We start from the raw sequence: 17,609 nt of genomic DNA on the forward strand, positions 1-17,609 counted from the left end.
CCTCGGTGCGGGGCGGCGCGGCCAGCCCAGGCCCTTCCTCGGTGTCCCTGGGTTGGGCCGCGCCGGTTTCATGCGCCTTGGGTAAAGCGCAAGGCCCTCGAAAGCCGACTCCCAGACCCCCTGCGTTGCTCGCGCCGGGCCTTGTACTTCCCCGCAGGAGCTTTCATGACTCCCCCACTCTCCCTTGCCGTGGCCGCCGACGATGCGCCCGCCACGCCTCGTCCCCATCTCCAGCAATTGATCGACCAGGCCCGGGCCCGCGGCCCGATTCCCGTGGCCGTGGCCTACCCCTGCGATGCCAGCTCTTTGCAGGCGGCCATGCAAGCGGCGGAAGCCGGCCTGATCAAGCCTCTGCTGATAGGCCCGCGCCAGCGCATCGAGGCTGCGGCTCGCTCTGCCGGTCTGGATCTGTCGGCCGCCGAGATCCACTCCACGGCCGACGACGCCCGCATCGCTGCGGCCCAGGCCGCAGTCCTGTGCCGCGATGGCCAGGCCCGGGCCCTGATGAAGGGCAGCCTGCACAGCGACGATCTGCTGGGAGCGGCCGTGGCGCGCGAAGCCGGTCTGCGCGGCAGTCGGCGGGCCAGCCATGTATTCATCATGGACATCCCCGGCTATGACCGCCCCCTGCTGATGACCGACTGCGTGGTCAACATCTTCCCCAGCCTGATGGAAAAGCGCGACATCGCCCAGAACGCGGTCGATCTGGCGCAGGCCATCGGCATAGTCCAGCCGCGCGTGGCCCTGCTGTCGGCGGTGGAAACCGTCAACCCTGCCATTCCCGGCACCATCGATGCGGCAGCCCTGTGCAAGATGGCCGAGCGCGGCCAGATCACGGGCGGCATCTTTGACGGCCCGCTGGCCTACGACAACGCCATCTCCCTGCATTCGGCGCACAACAAGGGCATCGTCTCCGATGTCGCAGGCCGTCCCGATGTTCTGCTGGCGCCCAGCCTCGAAGCTGGAAACATGATCTACAAGCAACTGGTCTACATGGCCAACGCCGAATGCGCAGGCCTGGTGCTGGGCATGCGCGTGCCCATCGTGCTGACCAGCCGCTCCGACTCGGTAGCCAGTCGCATCGCCTCCTGCGCCCTGGCCGTGCTGGCCAGCGCAGGGATGCAGGCATAGAGCAAGACTTGGCCAAGGCCCTGCCGGACACTGCGGTGGCCGGGCCTTTCTGTCAAACGCCGATCTCCCGCCGACGCCAAAAACGAAAAAGCCTCAGAGTATTTCTACTCTGAGGCTTAACGTTTGGTGCGGCTGGCAGGAATCGAACCCACGACCCCTTGGTTCGTAGCCAAGTACTCTATCCAGCTGAGCTACAGCCGCATTGGCGGAGAGGGTGGGATTCGAACCCACGGTACGTTTGCACGTACGCCTGATTTCGAGTCAGGTACATTCGACCACTCTGCCACCTCTCCTGTGTCGAAGCATCTATTGTAGCCTAAAAATTCAGGCCTTCAGCAAAGTTTTGCCACCCATGTACGAAACCAGTGCTTCGGGCACGGTGATCGAGCCGTCGGCGTTCTGATAGTTCTCCAGCACGGCGACCAGCGTACGGCCCACGGCCAGGCCGGAACCGTTGAGCGTGTGTACCAGTTCGTTCCTGCCCTGCGCATTCTTGAAGCGGGCCTGCATGCGGCGCGCCTGGAAGGCTTCGCAGTTGGAGACCGAGCTGATTTCACGGTAGGTGCCCTGTGCCGGCACCCAGACTTCCAGGTCATAGGTCTTGGCAGCGCCAAAGCCCATGTCGCCCGTGCACAGGCTCATCACGCGGTACGGCAGACCCAGCTTCTGCAGCACGGCTTCGGCGTGACCGGTCATCTCTTCCAGCGCTTCATAGCTCTTTTCGGGATGCACGATCTGCACCATCTCGACCTTGTCGAACTGGTGCTGGCGGATCAGACCGCGCGTGTCGCGACCGCCGGAGCCGGCTTCGGAACGGAAGCAGGGGCTGTGTGCGGTCAGCTTGATGGGCAGACGATCTTCGGCCAGCACTTCGTCGCGCACCAGATTCGTCAGCGGCACTTCGGCCGTGGGAATCAGGTACAGAGCCGCAGTGTCGGGCAGGGGCTCGGCATCCTGGCCACCCTTCTGGGCCGCAAACAGATCGCCTTCGAACTTGGGCAGCTGGCCCGTGCCCTTGAGCGAATCGCTGTTGACGATGTAAGGCACATAGCATTCGGTGTAGCCATGCTGCTCGGTCTGCAGATCCAGCATGAACTGGGCCAGCGCACGGTGCAGGCGCGCGATCTGGCCCTGCATCACGGTAAAGCGGGCACCGGAGAGCTTGACGCCGGCTTCGAAGTCCAGGCCGATGGGCGCGCCCAGATCGACGTGATCCTTGATCTCGAAGTCGAAATTCCTCGGCGTGCCGAAGCGGCGCACTTCCACATTGCCTTCTTCGTCGGCACCCACGGGCACGGACTCATGAGGCAGATTGGGCACGGCCGCCAGCATGGCCTGCAGCTCGGTCTGGATCTGGTCCAGGCGCGTGGCCGATTGTTCCAGCTCGGTCTTCATGGCGGCCACTTCGGCCTTGGCGGCTTCGGCGGCGTCCTTTTCGCCCTTGCCCATCAACATGCCGATCTGCTTGGACAGCTGGTTGCGCTTGGACTGCAGCTCCTCCGTGCGCGTCTGGATGGACTTGCGTTCGGATTCCAGCGCCTTGAAGGCTTCCACGTTCAGGAAGGCTTGGGGGTTCTTGCGGGTTTGCAGTCGGGCGACGACTGAATCCAGGTCTTTGCGGAGAAGTTGAATGTCGAGCATAGAGGGGGATTTTAGAGCGACTGGCCGCACCCGGCCGATACACGGGGGATGGCAGCAGTCAGCTATCAAAAGCAAAGCGCCTTGCGCAGGCTATTCATAGATTTTCAGATAGAAACCATCTGAAGTCTTTGAATCCCATGCGCAAGGCGCTATGAAGTTACAAGCAGTCAGCTTGCCAGAGTTCAATGTCCGGTCTCGGGCGCCTTGCGCACTTCGATCTCCAGGCCCGTGGCCGCATCGATCTTCAGCCCCTTGGGCAGCGGGAACTTGATGGTTTCCTCGATACCGTCCATCTTGCGCACGGCGACTGCGCCCAGTTGCCGGATGCGTGCGATGACCTCGTCGACCAGTACTTCGGGCGCCGAGGCACCGGCCGTCAGGCCCACGCGGGCCGCATCGGCAAACCACTCTTCCCTGAGCTCGAGCGCGTTGTCTACCATATAGGCAGGCGTGCCCAGGCGATCGGCCAGCTCGCGCAGGCGATTGCTGTTGGAGCTGGTCGGGCTGCCGACGACGATCACCAGATCCACCTGGGGTGCCAGCACCTTGACGGCGTCCTGGCGGTTCTGCGTGGCATAGCAGATGTCCTGCTGCTTGGGCTCGCGCACCTGCGGAAAACGCGCCTTGATGGCGGCCTTGATGCCTGCGGCGTCATCGACCGACAGCGTGGTCTGCGTCACCACGGCCAGCTTTTCGGTCTGGCGTGGCGCCACCTTGGCCACATCGCCCTCGTCCTCGACCAGGTGAATGCCTTCGGAGAGCTGGCCCATGGTGCCTTCGACCTCGGGATGGCCCTTGTGGCCGATCATGAGGAATTCGTAGCCTTCCTTGGCCAGCTTGGCGACTTCCACATGCACCTTGGTGACCAGCGGGCACGTCGCATCGAAGATGGCAAAGCCGCGGCGCTCGGCCTCCTGCTGCACGGCCTTGGAGACGCCATGGGCCGAGAAGATCAGCGTGGCGCCGGGCGGCACCTCGTCGAGCTCCTCGATGAAGATGGCGCCCTTGGCCTTGAGATCGTTGACCACAAAGGTGTTGTGCACGATCTCGTGGCGCACGTAGATGGGCGCGCCGAACTTGGCCAGCGCCCGCTCCACGATCTCGATGGCGCGATCCACCCCGGCGCAAAAGCCGCGTGGCTCGGCCAGCAGGACTTCCTTGGCTCCCACCATTTCAATACCCCCTGGCGCTACGCACCACTCGCACGGCATGACACTGGCGCGCTTGAAGCGCGGGACGGCGGCACGGGCCGACCGCAGCATGGGCCGCCCCGCAGCAAAGGCCGTCGTTCCCCTTGAAGGGGGAAGCTGCGCAGCAGCTCAGGGGGTGTGTCATTTCAAAGTACCCCGATCAGCTTCACTTCAAACGTCACGGGCTGGCCGGCCAGCGGGTGGTTGAAGTCGAACAGCACGGCGCCGTCCTCGCGCACCTGCACCACGGCGCCGGCGTAGCTGCCGCTGCCGTCGGGTGTGGGGAACTGCACCACATCGCCCGCGGTGTATTGCTCATGCGGGTCGCCGAGCTCGTTCATGAGCTTGCGGGCCACCCACTGCATCATGTCGGGGTTGCGCTCGCCAAAAGCCTCGCCTGCGGGCAGCTCGAAAGTCGTGTGTGTGCCCTCGGCCAGGCCGATCAGCTTGTCTTCCATGGCCGGCGACAGCTCGCCCGCCCCCAGCGACAGCGTCGCCGGCTTTTCGTTGAAGGTATTGATCACATCGCCCGCAGGGCCCGCCAGGCGGTAATGCAGCGTGAGAAAAGAGCCTGCCTGCACGACGGGCAGATCCGAAGGGGTTGCGCTTGTGGTCATGAAAGTCCCGATAAACTGGGCTGCATTGTAAGAGCGAGCCTATAACCTCTGCGAGCCTGCGTTGAGATGGCCGGCCCGCCCTGGACTTCCCCGCCTTGTGTGAGCAAGCACTGACACCCATGCCCATCAAAGACCTGCCCCTGGATGCCCAGCCGCGCGAAAAGCTCGCGCAGCGGGGTGCGGCTGCGCTCTCAGATGCCGAGCTGCTGGCCGTCATTCTGCGCACCGGCATGGCTGGCAAGACGGTGCTGCAGATGGCGCAGGAGCTGCTGGAGCTGCCCGGTGATCGCCAGGCAACAGGCGGCCTGGCCGGACTGCTGGCCGCCGACTACCAGGCTTTGGCAACCGTCAAAGGCCTGGGCCCGGCCAAGCGCGCCGAGCTGATGGCCGTGCTGGAGCTGGCCCGCCGTGCCACGGCGCAGCAGCTGCGCGAGCGGGAAGTCTTTTCCTCCCCCGAAGCCGTCAAGCACTATCTGCAGCTGCATCTGGCAGCCAGGCCGCACGAGGTGTTTGCCGTGCTGTTTCTGGACAGTCAGAACCGCTTGCTGGCTCTTGAAGAAATGTTTCGCGGTACCTTGACGCAAACCTCCGTCTACCCTCGTGAAGTCGTGCTGCGCGCCCTGCACCATCATGCCGGCGCGGTGATCCTCGCGCACAACCACCCCAGCGGCAGCGTGCAGCCCAGCAGCGCCGACTGTGCGCTGACCGCCACACTCAAGGCCGCACTGGCCTTGATCGATGTGCGCGTGCTCGACCACATCATCGTCGGGCCGGGCGCCGCCTGCTCCATGGCCGAGGAGGCTCTGCTATGAGCCATGGACACCGCTCGCTGCAGGATCTGGCCGGCATCTCCCGCCATCTCAAGCAGCTGCGCGAACAGGCCGAAGCCCTGGCCCTCGCCCAGGCCGAAGCGCGTGCAGCGCGCGAACGCGAACGCAATCTGTTTGCGCTCAGCGTCGGCAAGGTCACGCCGCTGCGCTCGCGCAACGAAGTCAGCTTTCTGGAGCCGGCGCCCTCCCCGCTGCCGCTGCAGATGGTGCTGGACGAACAGAATGTGCTGCGCGAAGCCATGAGCGACGAGTTCGATGTCAGCACCCTGCTGGACGTGGACGATCAGCTGAGCTTTCGCCGCCCCGGTATCGGTCTCGACGTGACGCGCAAACTGCGTGGCGGCCACTGGAGCATTCAGCGCCAGCTGGACCTGCACGGCCTGCGCTCGGACGAAGCCCGCGAAGCGCTGGGCCAGTTCATCCGGCTGTCGCACCGCACCGGCGTGCGCTGCGTGCGCATCGTGCACGGCAAGGGCCTGGGCTCGCCGGGCCGCACCCCCGTGCTCAAGGGCAAGGTGCAGCGCTGGCTGGTGCAGAAGAAAGAGGTTCTGGCCTTTGTCCAGGCCCGCCCGGCCGAAGGAGGCGCGGGCGCGCTGGTGGTGCTGCTGCAGCCGGGCAAGCGCAAGCTGTTCTGAGCCCCCTTCCTTCCGATCTGATAGCTGCTCGCGCTCATCTACGCTGGGATCGAACCCGAAGGCTTATCTTCCCTGCGGCACGGTGTTGAGCGGCAAGGGCAGCGGTCGCATATCGCGGCCGTAAATGCGGCGTATGCGCTCGGGCACCGTGGGGTGGGATTCCAGCCAGTCTTCGATGCGGCTGGCATGGGGTGTCTCGGCAAGCAGCATGTGCTGCACGATGCGCTTGTCCAGCCCCTGGTGGCTGCGCGTGTCCTGCTCCCAGCTGCCATACTGCTCCTCGGCCAGCTCACGCTGCGTGAGCACCTTGCGCAGAACGCCGCCCAGGCCGTCCTTGCTGCGCGTCCACTGTACGGCGCGCGCATCGGCCAGATACTCGCGCTGGCGCGATACGGCGGCCTTGAGCAACTGGCCGCCGAGCCAGCCGACAAAGCCCGCGGCCTGGATGAAGAGGCCAAACCATTGCGTAAGAATGCTGTCGCGCTCGCGCAGGCTCTGGCCGAAGTTGTGAATCAGCTCCAGCCCGTAGACCATGCCGGCCAGCTGCATGTTCAGCCGCGTGTCGCCCTCGCGCAGATGGGACAGCTCATGCGCCACCAGACCCTGCATTTCCTCACGGCTGAGCTGGTCCAGCGCCCCCTGGGTCACGGCAATGACGGCGTCCTGCGCGTCCCAGCCCGCTGCAAAGGCATTGATGGCCTCGGTCCGCGCCAGCACCGCGACCTGGGGCGCAGGCCAGTGCGCCGCGATGCACATTTCATGGACGATGTTGCACAACTGCTGCTCGGCCAGCGAGCTGCCGGGTCTGGCCTCGCGCGCTCCCACGCGCTGGGCCAGCTTGCGCCCGCCGTGGCGCAGCTGGTCCAGCTCTATCCAGCAACCGCCCAGCACCAGCAGCAAGGTCACGCCGATATTCACCGTCGCAAAGCCCGTGGGATAGTCCCAGCCGCCGAATGCCAGAGTGCCAAGCCACCAGGCCAGCATCAGGCCCAGATGCACCGATGCCACCACAGCCAGCACGCACAGGCCGAACACCAGCAGCAACCAGCGCGTGCTGCGCCTGGCTTCGCGCTGTCGCTCCCAGAAACGCATGCGTCAGAACCTGACCTGAGGGACGGCGCGCTCCTGCTCGCTCTGGGTCGAAGCCAGCATGTCCAGATGCACAAAACCCACCAGCCGCGCCACGATCAGGTCCGGGAACTGTCCGGCCTGATTGTTGAAGTCCAGCACCTCGTCGTTGTAGGACTGACGTGCAAAGCCGATGCGGTTCTCGGTGCTGGTGATCTCTTCGCTGAGCTGCTGCATGCGGGCATCGGCCTTGAGCGTGGGATAGGCCTCGGCCAGCGCCATCAGACGGCCCATCTGGCCGCCCAGCACCTGCTCCGCCGCCATGAGCGCCCCCATGACTTGCGCTTTGCCCGGCGACTGGCGCGCCTTGTCGGCAGCGCTGACGGCCTCGCCGCGCGCGTGGATCACGGCTTCCAGCGTCTGGGCCTCGTGCTGCATATAGCCGCGGGCGACTTCCACCAGATTGGGAATCAGGTCATGGCGGCGCTTGAGCTGCACATCGATCTGCGCAAACGCGTTCTCCACCTGGTTCTTGTGCGTGCGCAAGCGGTTGTAGAGGGCAATTGCCCAGATCACGATCACCACCACCACTGCCAGCGCGATATATGCCGTCATACCCTCTCCCCTATCCCTGAAAAATTTCTCGCATCATAGCCAGTCCCAGAAAAAAGCCGCCGTGGCTTTTGCAGCCACGGCGGCAGTTGTTGCGGTAACGCAGCCTACCTGGACAGATCGAGCTGATATTTGCTCATGCCCTTGCCCAGGCCGTCATCCGCGGCCAGCACGGACACTCCCGTCAGGCCCGCGGCCTGGGCCACGCTCAAGGCATTGCTGCCGGAGCTGAACACCACCGGGCCGGCCGTCGTCACCTTGGTAAAGCGCCAGCTCTTGGCAGCGCCATTGGCAGCTCGGGTGATCTGCGGATTCTGGCGCACATACCCAATCACCACATCGCGGTTCGCATCGGGCGATGCCCAGATGGCCGACGAGCCGTCGAGCTTGGGGATGAAGCTGGCACCGCTGGTGGCACGGTAGTTGTTGGTGGCGATCACGAACTCCTGCGCCGTATCCATGGGCTTGCCCAGATAGCTCAGGTTCTTGATGCGGCTGCCCAGAGGCTGGGTGACATCGATCTCGTACTGCACATCGGCCGTGGTGAACATGTCGAAGTTGTAGCCCGGGAAGCTGCTGATCAACGGCTGCTCGGTCGTCTTGTTCACATCGATCTGGTTGAAGCGCTTGGCGGCAGCCTCCAGCCAGCTCTTGATGTCGGCGCCGTTGACCTTCACTGCGTACACGGTGTTGGGGTAGAGATACAGGTCAGCCGCGTTGTATATGGCGAGCGAGCCGGCAGCCACATCGGTGAAGTCCTTGCCGCCCTGGAAGCCGGACTTGAACGGCGCACTCACCGACAGCACGGGCAGGCTGGCGTACTGGGGCAGATTGGCCTTGATGTAGCTGGCCACATAGGCCTGCTGGGCCTGGTTGACGATCTGGATCGCACCGGGATCGCCCACATCGGCAAACAGCGTGCTCATGCGGAAGTCCGTGCTGCCGATGGGCGTCTTCACATAGCTGATGGCCGCCTGATGCTGTGCCTCGATCAGCGGCGCAACGGCCGGATCGGCATCCACAAACACCGAGGCACCTGCTGCATCCTTGTTCTGGATGTTGCGCAGCTCGCTCTTGCTGCCGGTCTTGGCCACGCTCCACTTCTTGCCGTCCCATTGCAGCGGCAGCTGGATCACGCCCAGCGCCTTGCCCCAGGAGCTGGCCATGACCGCAGGCACGCCGTTGATGGTGCCGGCCTGGTTGTCCACGCCGCTCTGGCTGTAGGCGGGCTTGGCCGACAGATCAGGGAACACGCTGTGCTGATGGCCCATGACCATGGCGTCGATGCCCGCGACCTTGGACAGATACAGGCCGGGGTTCTCCATGGTCGCCGAGTAGGCCGAGCCGTCCAGACCGCCATGCAGCAGCGCCACCACCACATCGGCGCCCTTGGCACGCAACTCTGGCACGTATTTGCTCGCCGCCTCGACCGCGCCCTCGGTGTAGACCTTGCCTTCCAGATAGCGCTTGTCCCAGTTCATGATGCCCGGCGTGGTGAAGCCGATCACGCCGATCTTGATGGGCAGCCTGACTTCCTTGCCGTCGCTGCCCTTAGCCACCATGGTGCGCTCCAGCACGGCATAGGGCTGGACCAGCGGCTTCCTGGTCTTGCTGCTGTAGACATTGGCCAGCACGGCCGGATACCCGTTGCCAGCGCATTTCTGGCTGGCGTCCACGCCGTCCACATCCAGGCCTCCACCCAGCACCTGGTTGAGAAAGGGCAGACCGTAATTGAATTCGTGATTGCCCAGCGTGCCCGCATCAAAGCGCAGCGCGCCCATGGCCTTGTACATGGACAGCTGCTGCGTGCAGGCGATGGGCTTGATCTCGGCCTCGTAGTCGGCCAGGGCCGTACCCTGGATGGTGTCGCCGTTGTCCACCAGCAGCGTGTTGGCAAATTCCTTGCGGGCCGCACGGATCAGCGTGGCCGTGCGCTCGAAGCCATAGGTCTTGTCTTCGGCCAGCTTGAAATAGTCATAGCTGCGCACATTGAAGTGCAGGTCCGTGGTCTCCAGAACGGCCAGCGTCGCCGTGGCAGGCTGCGCGGTGACAGGCGTTGTGCTGCTGTCGTCGCTGCCGCCGCAGGCGGCCAGCAAGGCGGCACAGCCCACGGCCGTCAGCACATGGCGGCGTTGCTGCAATGCCGAGAAGAAACCGCCCGAGCGCAGCTTTGCGCCAGGCAAATCGAAATCCTGCATGGTTGACCCTGCTTGTTGAAAAACAGGCAGTGTCCACAGGGCTTTTTACAGCGTCATGAAGGAAATTTGACGCTTTGCCACCGGGCCCAGGAACTCAGGCGCCGCGATTGCGCATCCAGTCCGCCGTGTTCATGAAACTGGCCTTGAGACGCGTGCGCAAGGCCTCGGGCACCTCGGTCTCGCCCATGGCCTGATCCATGCAGGCCACCCACTGGTCGCGCTCCTGGATGCCGATGGAAAACGGCATATGGCGCATGCGCAGACGCGGATGACCAAAACGATCCTGGTAATAGTCGGGGCCGCCCAGCCAGCCGCAGAGAAACCAGAACAGCTTCTGGCGCGCGTCGTCGAGCGTGCTGCCATGCGCGGCGCGCAGCTCCTTGTAGCCGGGCTCCAGATCCATGAGGTCATAGAAACGGGCAACCAGCTGCTGGACTTTGTCTTCACCACCTATCCATTCATAGGGGGTATCAAACGGGGGCTTTTCTTCAATCTGCATGTGTAGCGGCTTTGCGAGTCAGTCCCGATTGTCGGACATGCGGCATGTCCGTACCCGAGCGCAGGAATGCGAAAACCCCAACAGCCGTCAGCACCGTCACGCCGGCCAGCACATCGAGCAAGCTGGAAAAAGCCAGGCCATAGGCCTTGAGCAGCTCGGCGACCGACGCATCCTGCATCAGCGCCAGCGCTCCCTGCATATTGCCGGTGACCAGCATCTGGGCCACGGCCGAGCCCTGCGTCATGGAGGGAGAGAGAGCCGCCAGCTCCCGCGCCAGCAGCGCGGCCAGCGCTGCCCCGACCACGGCCAGGGCAATGCCTTCGCCCGCCACACGCACGGTGCTGAAGATGCCCGTGGCCATGCCGGCGCGCTCGCGCGGCACCACGGTCACGGCAAGTCCGTCCATCAGCCCCCAGGGCAGGCCTATGCCCAGACCGATCAGCAGCAGCGGCGCGGCCATCTGCGCCAGGTCCGAGCCGGGGGCGCAGCGGCCCAGCCACAGCAAGCCCATGGCACAGACCAGCAGTCCCGCCCCGCACAGCAGGGCGGCCGACAGCCAGCGCGCAAGCCAGCCCGCCAGCAGCGGCACGCACAGCATGGGCAGCGACAGCACGAACATGCGCTGCCCGGCCGCGAGCGGCGCCAGGCCTTCCACGCCGATGAAGCGCAGCGGCAACAGCACCAGCAGCACCACAAAGGCATAGGCCGGTGCTGCGGCCAGCAGCTGCACACCGACAAAGCGCGAATAGCGGAACAGCGACAGGTCCAGCATGGGGTGGGCGCTGCGGCGCTCGATCTGCACAAAGGCCGCTGCCGCCAGCAGGGCGGCCGCCAGGGGCAGCCATGTGCGGCCATGCGACCAGCCCGTTTCCGGGACTTGCAGCATGCCCCAGGTCAACAGAGCCAGCGCCAGCGTGAACGACAGCGCGCCCGGCAGGTCCAGCCGCTGTGCCTGCGGATTGCGCGATTCCGGCATATGGCGCAGGCCCAGCAGCAGTGCCGCAAATGCTGCTGCGGCCGCGCTGAGCATCACGCTGCGCCAGCCCCAGCTCTGCAGCAACCACCCCGACAGCAAGGGCCCGAAGGCCAGTCCCACACCAAAGGAGGTGCCCACGACACTGAAGGCACGGGTACGCCGGGCACCATCGTAGGCCTGGGCCAGGCCGGCCGTGCCTGCCGCCAGCGCAGCGGCCGCGCCCAGTCCCTGCAGCGCCCGCAACAGATCGAAGCCGATGATGGCCCCCTTGCCTTGCAGGCAGACCTGCAGCAGCACGCTGCCCACCACGACGGCCAGCCCCGCAAGAAACACGCGCCGCCGCCCGTAGACATCGGCCAGTGCTCCTGCCGCCATCAGCGTGGCGCCGAAGCTCAGCATGAAGGCATTGGTGACCCAGTTCAGCGCCAGAGGGCCGCCGCCCAGTGCCTCGCGCAGCGCCGGCAGTGCCACGGCCGGCCCGGTAAAGCTCAGCGGCATGGCCAGGGCAGCCAGGCAGACCGACAGCAGCACCCAGGCAGGCGATGCGCGGCGGGCGCAAACCGGAAGATCCGCCCGTGGGCAGGATGGAGAAGTGGAGCAGGACATGGAGGACTGGCTTCGTGAATCAATCAGACATGAACGATAAAAGCGCTCCAATCAAACGAAAATAGCGTTAGAACTCCCAACAATCCCAACCCAAGGTTGCCAATCACCATGGACAGCTTCAGCGGACTAGAGTCCTTTGTACGTGCCGCCGATCTTCTGAGCTTTGCGGAGGCCGGCCGCGCGCTTGGCATCTCGGCCTCGGCCGTGGGCAAGAACGTGGCGCGGCTGGAGCAGCAACTGGGCCTGCGCCTGTTCCATCGCACCACACGCCAGGTGCGTCTGACGCAGGAAGGGACTCTGTTTCACGAACGCTGCCGGCGCATCCTCGACGAGCTGCATGATGCACGCGCGGCCATGCAGGCCGCCGCAGAAGCACCGCGCGGCCGGCTGCGTGTGAGCCTGCCCACCATCGGCTACCGTTTTCTGCTGCCCGTGCTGCCCGAATTCCAGGCCCGCTATCCCGAGGTGGAGCTGGATCTGGACTTCAACGACCATCTGGTCGATGTCGTCGAAGCCGGCCTCGATGTGGTCATCCGTAGCGGCGAGCTGGCCGATTCGCGGCTGGTGGCGCGCCGACTCGGACCGTTTCGCTTCATTCTCGCGGCCTCGCCGACCTATCTGGCCGAGCGCGGTCTGCCGCTGACGCCCGCCGACCTTGCCCGACACTCCAGCCTGCGCTATCGCTTTCTGAACAGCGGCAAGCTTGAGGAGTGGACGTTGCCCGGGCTGCCGGCCATGCCCATCTCCCTGGTCTGCAACAACATGGAAGCCATGCTGGGCGCAGCCGTCTCAGGCCTGGGCCTGGCCTATATGCCCGACTTCCTGGCCCGCGACGCACTGGCGCGTGGCGAGCTCCAGCAGGTCCTGGCGCAGCAGCTCACGCATAGCGGACAGTTCTCCGCGCTCTGGCCCTCCAGCCGCCAGCTCTCGCCCAAGGTCCGGGCTTTCGTGGACTTTGCGAGCGCGCGGCTGTTCAAGGGCTAGCCTTATTCCGCCGCCTGGCGCAGCGTGATCATCACGGGACGGCTGACTACCTCGCGCAACGCCCACCAGCCGGCCAGCCAGGCCAGCAATGCGCCCGCCAGCGCGCCCACCAGCGGCACCCACCAGAGCACATTCCACTCGAAATCAAACACCCAGCGTGCCAGCGCCCAGCCCACGGCCAAAGCAACGCAGCTGGCCAGAAAGCCGGCCATCAGGCCCACTCCGGCCAGCTCGGCACTCTGCACCTGCTGCAGCAGGCCCGACCGGGCTCCCACGGCGCGCATGATGGCGTATTCGCGCGCTCTTTCCTCGCGCGTTCCGGTGACGGAGGCAAACAGCACGACCAGACCCGCCACCAGCGTGAAGCCGAACAGGAACTCCACAGCGCGTATGACCTGGTCCATCACCTGCTGCACCTGGGCCAGCGTGCTGCTCAGGTCGACATTGGTGATGTTCGGAAATTCATTGACCAGCGCATTGTCAAAGCCCTTGATGTCGGGCGCACGATAGGCCGCCAGATAGGTCACGGCCACGTTGTCCAGATGCTGCACGGGGTAGATCACAAAGAAGTTGGCGCGCATGGAACTCCAGTCCACCTTGCGCAGGCTGGTGATGCGGGCCTCGCTCTGCTCACCGCCGATATCGAAGCGCAGCGTGTCGCCCAGCTCCAGGCCCAGGGTCTTGGCAATGCCTTCCTCCATGCTGATCGCGCCCTGCTCGCCGGCCTGCCAGCGGCCGCCCACGATCTGGTTGTGATCGGGCATGGTTTCGGCGGTGGAGATATTGAACTCCCGGTCCACCAGACGCTTGGCGCGATCCTCCTCATAGTCCTCGGAGCTGACGGCCTTGCCATTGACGGCAATCAGCCGGCCGCGAATCATGGGATACCAGTCATAGCTGCGCACGCCGGCCTTTTTCAGCGCGGCCTGAAAGTCCTGCGCCTGATCGGGCTGGACATTGATGACAAAGCGGTCAGGCGCATTGGCCGGCGTGGCCTTGCGCCAGCTGGCAATCAGGTCGGTGCGCAGCAGCACCAGCAGCACCAGGGCCAGCAGCCCCACGGCCAGCGAGCTGACCTGCACCACGGCATACACGGGTTTGGCCGAGACCTGGCGCGTGGCCATGACCAGCCAGCGCGGCGCCGTGCTCTCATTGACCACCTGCCGCAGCAGCTTGACGGCCAGCCAGGCCAGGCCCGCGAACAACAGCACGGCGACGGCAAAGCCGCCCACGGCAATCAGGCCCAGCTTGATGTCGCGGCTGGCGACCATCAACAAGGCCGCAAAACCCGTAACACCCACACCCAGCACCAGCCACGATGCTGGCTTGAGCGCCCCCAGATCGCGCCGCATCACGCGCAGCGGCGGCACCTGCGCCAGCTGCAGCACGGGCGGCAGGCCAAAGGCCAGCAACAGCGTCAGCCCCATGCCCATGCCGAACAATGCGGGCCACAGGCTCGCCGCAGGCAGGGCAGACTCGACCAGTCCGGCCAGCAGCCAGACAAACACATGGTGCACGGCCCAGCCCAGCAGCACGCCGGCCGCGCTGGCAGCCAGGGCAATGCTCACGAACTCCACCACATAGGCCAGGGCAATGCGGCGCTGACTCTGGCCGAGCACGCGCAGCATGGCCGACGCATCGAGATGGCTGTTGGCAAAGGCACGTGCGGCCAGTGCCACGGCTACGGCCGATAGCAGCGCCGAAAGCAGCGCCACCAGACTCAGGAATTTCTCGGCCCTGTCCAGGGTCTGGCGCATTTCGGGGCGACCGCTTTCCAGCGATTCCACACGCACGCCATGCAGGCTCTTGGCCAGTTCCTGTGCCCAGCCCAGATAGTCCTGTGCGGCCCGCTGCGCGCCGCGCCCGGCGTCTGCCTGCCCCGCCACGGCCAGCCGATAGGTGATGCGGCTGGCGGGCTGCACCAGGCGCGTTGCGGGCAGGTCGGCGCTGTTGATCATCACGCGCGGGGCAAAGCTCATGAAGCCCGCGCCACGATCGGGCTCGATGGCAATGATGTGCGAGATATGAAAGCTCGCATCGCCCAGCAGCAGTCGGTCGCCGAGCTTCAGGCCCAGCGCCTCCAGCAGCGGCGCATCCACCCAGGCATGGCCGCGTTCAGGAATCGCCCTGACTTCCAGGTCTGGCTGGCCCGGTCCCTGATTCAGGTGCAGCACGCCGCGCAACGGGTAGCCGGGGTCCACGCTTTTGAGCGCCACCAGGCGGCTGGCTCCGCCCTGCTCCTGGGCGGCCCGTGCCATGGTCGGAAAGCTGGCCGTGGCCACGGTCTGCAGTCCCTGCTGCTGTGCCTGCTGCACAAAAACCGCGGGGGCGGGGTTGTCGCTGACCACCACCACATCGCCGCCCAGCAGCTGACGGGCGTCGCGCTGCAGGCCGGCCTGCAGGCGGTCGGCAAAAAAGCCCACCGAGCTCAGTGCCGCCACGGCCAGCAGCACGGCCACGATGATCAGGCGCAGCTCGCCAGCGCGCAGATCGCGCCAGAGATTGCGCAGCCCCAGAATCCAGACAGATGATGCTTGCATGGTCTGCACGATAGCGCAGCGGCCTGCAGCCATGCCAAAACTGCATGGCAATTCCCTGCCGACCGAAGACGATAATCGATGCCATCGGACGGAGACCAGAACGTGGAAGCAATGTTGATCGTGGCCCTGGGGGCCGCTGTGGCGGGGTTTGTGCAGGGGCTTTCGGGCTTTGCCTTCGGCATGGTGGCCATGTCGTTCTGGGCCTGGGTACTGGAGCCGCAGCTGGCGGCCGTGCTTTCGGTCTTCGGCTCTCTCACGGGCCAGATCATCGCGGCGTTCACAGTGCGGCGCGATTTCCACTGGAAGTCGCTGCTGCCCTTCATCGCAGGGGGCCTGGTCGGCATTCCCATGGGCGTGGCCGTGATGCCGCATCTCAATATGGACTGGTTCAAGCTCGGCCTGGGCTGCCTGCTGGTGCTTTGGTGCCCCACCATGCTGCTGAGCGCCCGCCTGCCCCGGCTGACGCTGGGCGGCGGCCTTCTGGCCCGCCTGAGCGATGCGGTTGCGGGCCTGATCGGTGGCGCCATGGGCGGACTGGGCGGCTTCAGCGGCACCGTGCCCACGCTGTGGTGCACGCTGCGCGGCTTTGAGCGTCATGTGCAGCGCACGGTGATCCAGAACTTCAACCTCTCGGTGCTGGCCGTCACCATGGCCAGCTATCTGGCCACCGGCCTGGTCAAGCCCGCCATGTGGCCCTCGTTCGCTATCGTGCTCCCGGCCGTGCTGGTGCCCGTGATCTTCGGCACCCGCGTCTACAAGGGCGTGAGCGATGCGCGCTTTCGCCAGATCGTGCTGAGCCTGCTGACCTGCTCGGGCATCGCCATGCTGGCGGCATCCGTGCCGCGGCTATTCCTGGCACCGTAACGTAGAACTGCCTACGGCAAGGCTGATCGCAAGACACTACCATCTGCGGCATGAATGCCGCGCCTACTGCCCCCACACCTGAACTGACCGCCTTTGCCCATGCCATCCCCAAGATGGAGTTGCACTGCCACCTGCTGGGCACGGTCAGAAAAAATACTTTCATCGAACTGGTGCAGCGCGCCAAGGCGCCGCTGGCTCCCGAAGAGATAGAGGCCTTCTACACGCGCGGCGAAAAGCCCGTGGGCGTGCTGCGCGTGCTGCGCGCACTCGACGCGTGGCTGCTGCAGACGCCGGCCGATCTGGAGCGCATTACCTATGAATATCTGCAGGATGCCGCCACCCACAACGTGCGCTATGCCGAATTCTTCTGGAACCCCACGGGCACGGTGCAATGCTCGGGCATGAGCTATGCCGTCGCCCAGCAAGCCATTCTGGCCGGCGCCGCAGCTGCGCAAGAGGATTGCGGCATACGTGGCCGCCTGGTGCCGTCCATCGACCGCGAAGCCCCGGCCGAAGCCGCCGTGCAGATGGTGCAATGGATGCTGGACAACCGGCATGACGATGTGCCCGGCATCGGCATCGACTACCGCGAAAACGAGCGCCCGCCCGAGTTGTTTGTCGAAGCCTATGCGCTGGCGCGTCGCAACGGCCTCAAGACTACGGCCCATGCCAGCGAGTTCGGCCTGCCCTGGAACAATCTGCAGACCGCCATCGAGACTCTCAAGGTGGATCGCGTCGATCATGGCTACACCGTCATCGACAACCCGGAACTGGCCCGGCGCTGCGCCGATCTGGGCATTGTGTTCACCGTGGTGCCGACCAACTCCTACTATCTGCGCACACTGGCCCCCGAACGCTGGGCGCTGGATCACCCGATACGCCAGATGCCCGGCCTGGGCCTTCGCGTGCACCCCAACACCGACGACCCCACGCTGCACCATGTGAACCCCACGGGAGCCTGGACCAAGATGGTCTGCGACTTCGGCTTTTCAGTGGCCGACCTCAGGGACTTCATGCTCAACGGCATCGATGCGGCCTGGATAGACGAGAGCGAAAAGCGCAGCCTTCGCCAGCAGTGGGGCGCCGAGTTCGATGCATTGAGCCGCACACACCACTTCTAAACAAATATTGCCAAAGCGCTTGCCCTTCAAGCGCTTTCAGCTATCAGAATCGATTCAGGCCGGTATAACACCTGCCCCCTCTCTTAACGATCATCTG

Annotated in this window: 15 protein-coding genes and 2 tRNA genes; 6 read left to right on the top strand and 11 right to left on the bottom strand. The window is 65.1% G+C overall.

Translation table 11 applies throughout. The features are described from left to right. Positions 1 to 165 precede the first annotated feature (165 nt). A complete protein-coding gene (locus tag O987_RS22155; RefSeq protein WP_043374833.1) occupies positions 166 to 1,131 on the top strand; it encodes a bifunctional enoyl-CoA hydratase/phosphate acetyltransferase in 966 nt (321 codons plus the stop codon). Positions 1,132 to 1,255: 124 nt separating this feature from the next. On the opposite strand, the gene O987_RS22160 is transcribed toward O987_RS22155, so the two are convergent. From O987_RS22160 to O987_RS22180, 5 genes are all read right to left on the bottom strand, one after another. Then, a tRNA-Arg gene (locus O987_RS22160) sits at positions 1,256 to 1,332 on the bottom strand. Between the two features lie 2 nt (positions 1,333 to 1,334). Beyond that, positions 1,335 to 1,424, bottom strand: a tRNA-Ser gene (locus tag O987_RS22165). Between the two features lie 31 nt (positions 1,425 to 1,455). Beyond that, positions 1,456 to 2,772, bottom strand: a complete 1,317-nt coding sequence (gene serS, locus O987_RS22170; protein ID WP_003052045.1) for a serine--tRNA ligase — start codon at positions 2,770 to 2,772, stop codon at positions 1,456 to 1,458. A 182-nt stretch (positions 2,773 to 2,954) separates the two neighbouring features. After that, positions 2,955 to 3,944: a 4-hydroxy-3-methylbut-2-enyl diphosphate reductase gene (gene ispH, locus O987_RS22175; RefSeq protein WP_003052043.1), complete on the bottom strand. Its 990-nt coding sequence runs from the start codon at positions 3,942 to 3,944 to the stop codon at positions 2,955 to 2,957. Positions 3,945 to 4,108: 164 nt separating this feature from the next. Beyond that, a complete protein-coding gene (locus O987_RS22180; RefSeq protein WP_003052041.1) occupies positions 4,109 to 4,579 on the bottom strand; it encodes an FKBP-type peptidyl-prolyl cis-trans isomerase in 471 nt (156 codons plus the stop codon). A 119-nt stretch (positions 4,580 to 4,698) separates the two neighbouring features. On the opposite strand from O987_RS22180, the gene radC reads away from it, so the two are divergent. Both radC and O987_RS22190 read left to right on the top strand, forming a co-directional pair. After that, complete coding sequence (gene radC / locus O987_RS22185) at positions 4,699 to 5,391, top strand: RadC family protein (protein ID WP_003052039.1); 693 nt, start codon at positions 4,699 to 4,701, stop codon at positions 5,389 to 5,391. Continuing rightward, complete coding sequence (locus O987_RS22190; RefSeq protein ID WP_003052037.1) at positions 5,388 to 6,044, top strand: Smr/MutS family protein; 657 nt, start codon at positions 5,388 to 5,390, stop codon at positions 6,042 to 6,044. Before radC ends, O987_RS22190 begins: the two co-directional genes overlap by 4 nt. Positions 6,045 to 6,107: 63 nt before the next feature. Here the strand turns inward: O987_RS22190 and O987_RS22195 are convergent, their stop codons facing one another. From O987_RS22195 to O987_RS22215, 5 genes are all read right to left on the bottom strand, one after another. Further along, complete coding sequence (locus tag O987_RS22195) at positions 6,108 to 7,136, bottom strand: M48 family metalloprotease (RefSeq protein WP_003052036.1); 1,029 nt, start codon at positions 7,134 to 7,136, stop codon at positions 6,108 to 6,110. A gap of 3 nt (positions 7,137 to 7,139) precedes the next feature. Then, positions 7,140 to 7,727: a LemA family protein gene (locus tag O987_RS22200; protein ID WP_043374835.1), complete on the bottom strand. Its 588-nt coding sequence runs from the start codon at positions 7,725 to 7,727 to the stop codon at positions 7,140 to 7,142. A gap of 104 nt (positions 7,728 to 7,831) precedes the next feature. After that, positions 7,832 to 9,922: a bifunctional 2',3'-cyclic-nucleotide 2'-phosphodiesterase/3'-nucleotidase gene (locus O987_RS22205; RefSeq protein WP_043374836.1), complete on the bottom strand. Its 2,091-nt coding sequence runs from the start codon at positions 9,920 to 9,922 to the stop codon at positions 7,832 to 7,834. 94 nt (positions 9,923 to 10,016) lie between these two features. After that, positions 10,017 to 10,421 carry a group II truncated hemoglobin gene (locus O987_RS22210; RefSeq protein WP_003052030.1) on the bottom strand — a complete coding sequence of 135 codons (405 nt, stop codon included), beginning with the start codon at positions 10,419 to 10,421 and terminating at the stop codon, positions 10,017 to 10,019. Then, the gene (locus O987_RS22215) at positions 10,411 to 11,895 is read right to left on the bottom strand and encodes an MFS transporter (RefSeq protein WP_043376835.1); all 1,485 of its coding nucleotides are present in this window, start codon (positions 11,893 to 11,895) and stop codon (positions 10,411 to 10,413) included. Before O987_RS22215 ends, O987_RS22210 begins: the two co-directional genes overlap by 11 nt. Before the next feature lie 216 nt (positions 11,896 to 12,111). Between O987_RS22215 and O987_RS22220 the strand changes: the two genes are divergently transcribed. Then, the gene (locus O987_RS22220; protein WP_043374839.1) at positions 12,112 to 12,987 is read left to right on the top strand and encodes a LysR family transcriptional regulator; all 876 of its coding nucleotides are present in this window, start codon (positions 12,112 to 12,114) and stop codon (positions 12,985 to 12,987) included. 2 nt (positions 12,988 to 12,989) lie between these two features. Here O987_RS22220 and O987_RS22225 read toward each other — a convergent pair whose 3' ends face one another. Further along, positions 12,990 to 15,560, bottom strand: a complete 2,571-nt coding sequence (locus O987_RS22225) for an ABC transporter permease (protein ID WP_080731587.1) — start codon at positions 15,558 to 15,560, stop codon at positions 12,990 to 12,992. A gap of 45 nt (positions 15,561 to 15,605) precedes the next feature. On the opposite strand from O987_RS22225, the gene O987_RS22230 reads away from it, so the two are divergent. Both O987_RS22230 and O987_RS22235 read left to right on the top strand, forming a co-directional pair. Beyond that, a complete protein-coding gene (locus O987_RS22230) occupies positions 15,606 to 16,391 on the top strand; it encodes a sulfite exporter TauE/SafE family protein (RefSeq protein ID WP_043374842.1) in 786 nt (261 codons plus the stop codon). A 50-nt stretch (positions 16,392 to 16,441) separates the two neighbouring features. Then, positions 16,442 to 17,512 carry an adenosine deaminase family protein gene (locus O987_RS22235; protein WP_043374845.1) on the top strand — a complete coding sequence of 357 codons (1,071 nt, stop codon included), beginning with the start codon at positions 16,442 to 16,444 and terminating at the stop codon, positions 17,510 to 17,512. Positions 17,513 to 17,609 lie beyond the last annotated feature (97 nt).

This window comes from Comamonas testosteroni TK102 (assembly GCF_000739375.1).
Lineage (GTDB): Bacteria > Pseudomonadota > Gammaproteobacteria > Burkholderiales > Burkholderiaceae_C > Comamonas > Comamonas brasiliensis.

What these genes read in the sequence shown, in the direction of transcription:
- ispH (WP_003052043.1), bottom strand. Translation starts at nt 3,944, where the DNA reads ATGGTGGGAGCCAAGGAAGTCCTGCTGGCCGAGCCACGCGGCTTTTGC.
- O987_RS22190 (WP_003052037.1), top strand. Translation starts at nt 5,388, where the DNA reads ATGAGCCATGGACACCGCTCGCTGCAGGATCTGGCCGGCATCTCCCGC.
- O987_RS22205 (WP_043374836.1), bottom strand. Translation starts at nt 9,922, where the DNA reads ATGCAGGATTTCGATTTGCCTGGCGCAAAGCTGCGCTCGGGCGGTTTC.
- O987_RS22155 (WP_043374833.1), top strand. Translation starts at nt 166, where the DNA reads ATGACTCCCCCACTCTCCCTTGCCGTGGCCGCCGACGATGCGCCCGCC.
- O987_RS22180 (WP_003052041.1), bottom strand. Translation starts at nt 4,579, where the DNA reads ATGACCACAAGCGCAACCCCTTCGGATCTGCCCGTCGTGCAGGCAGGC.
- O987_RS22210 (WP_003052030.1), bottom strand. Translation starts at nt 10,421, where the DNA reads ATGCAGATTGAAGAAAAGCCCCCGTTTGATACCCCCTATGAATGGATA.
- O987_RS22235 (WP_043374845.1), top strand. Translation starts at nt 16,442, where the DNA reads ATGAATGCCGCGCCTACTGCCCCCACACCTGAACTGACCGCCTTTGCC.
- O987_RS22230 (WP_043374842.1), top strand. Translation starts at nt 15,606, where the DNA reads ATGCCATCGGACGGAGACCAGAACGTGGAAGCAATGTTGATCGTGGCC.
- O987_RS22225 (WP_080731587.1), bottom strand. Translation starts at nt 15,560, where the DNA reads ATGGCTGCAGGCCGCTGCGCTATCGTGCAGACCATGCAAGCATCATCT.
- O987_RS22195 (WP_003052036.1), bottom strand. Translation starts at nt 7,136, where the DNA reads ATGCGTTTCTGGGAGCGACAGCGCGAAGCCAGGCGCAGCACGCGCTGG.
- serS (WP_003052045.1), bottom strand. Translation starts at nt 2,772, where the DNA reads ATGCTCGACATTCAACTTCTCCGCAAAGACCTGGATTCAGTCGTCGCC.
- O987_RS22220 (WP_043374839.1), top strand. Translation starts at nt 12,112, where the DNA reads ATGGACAGCTTCAGCGGACTAGAGTCCTTTGTACGTGCCGCCGATCTT.
- O987_RS22215 (WP_043376835.1), bottom strand. Translation starts at nt 11,895, where the DNA reads ATGCCGCTGAGCTTTACCGGGCCGGCCGTGGCACTGCCGGCGCTGCGC.
- O987_RS22200 (WP_043374835.1), bottom strand. Translation starts at nt 7,727, where the DNA reads ATGACGGCATATATCGCGCTGGCAGTGGTGGTGGTGATCGTGATCTGG.
- radC (WP_003052039.1), top strand. Translation starts at nt 4,699, where the DNA reads ATGCCCATCAAAGACCTGCCCCTGGATGCCCAGCCGCGCGAAAAGCTC.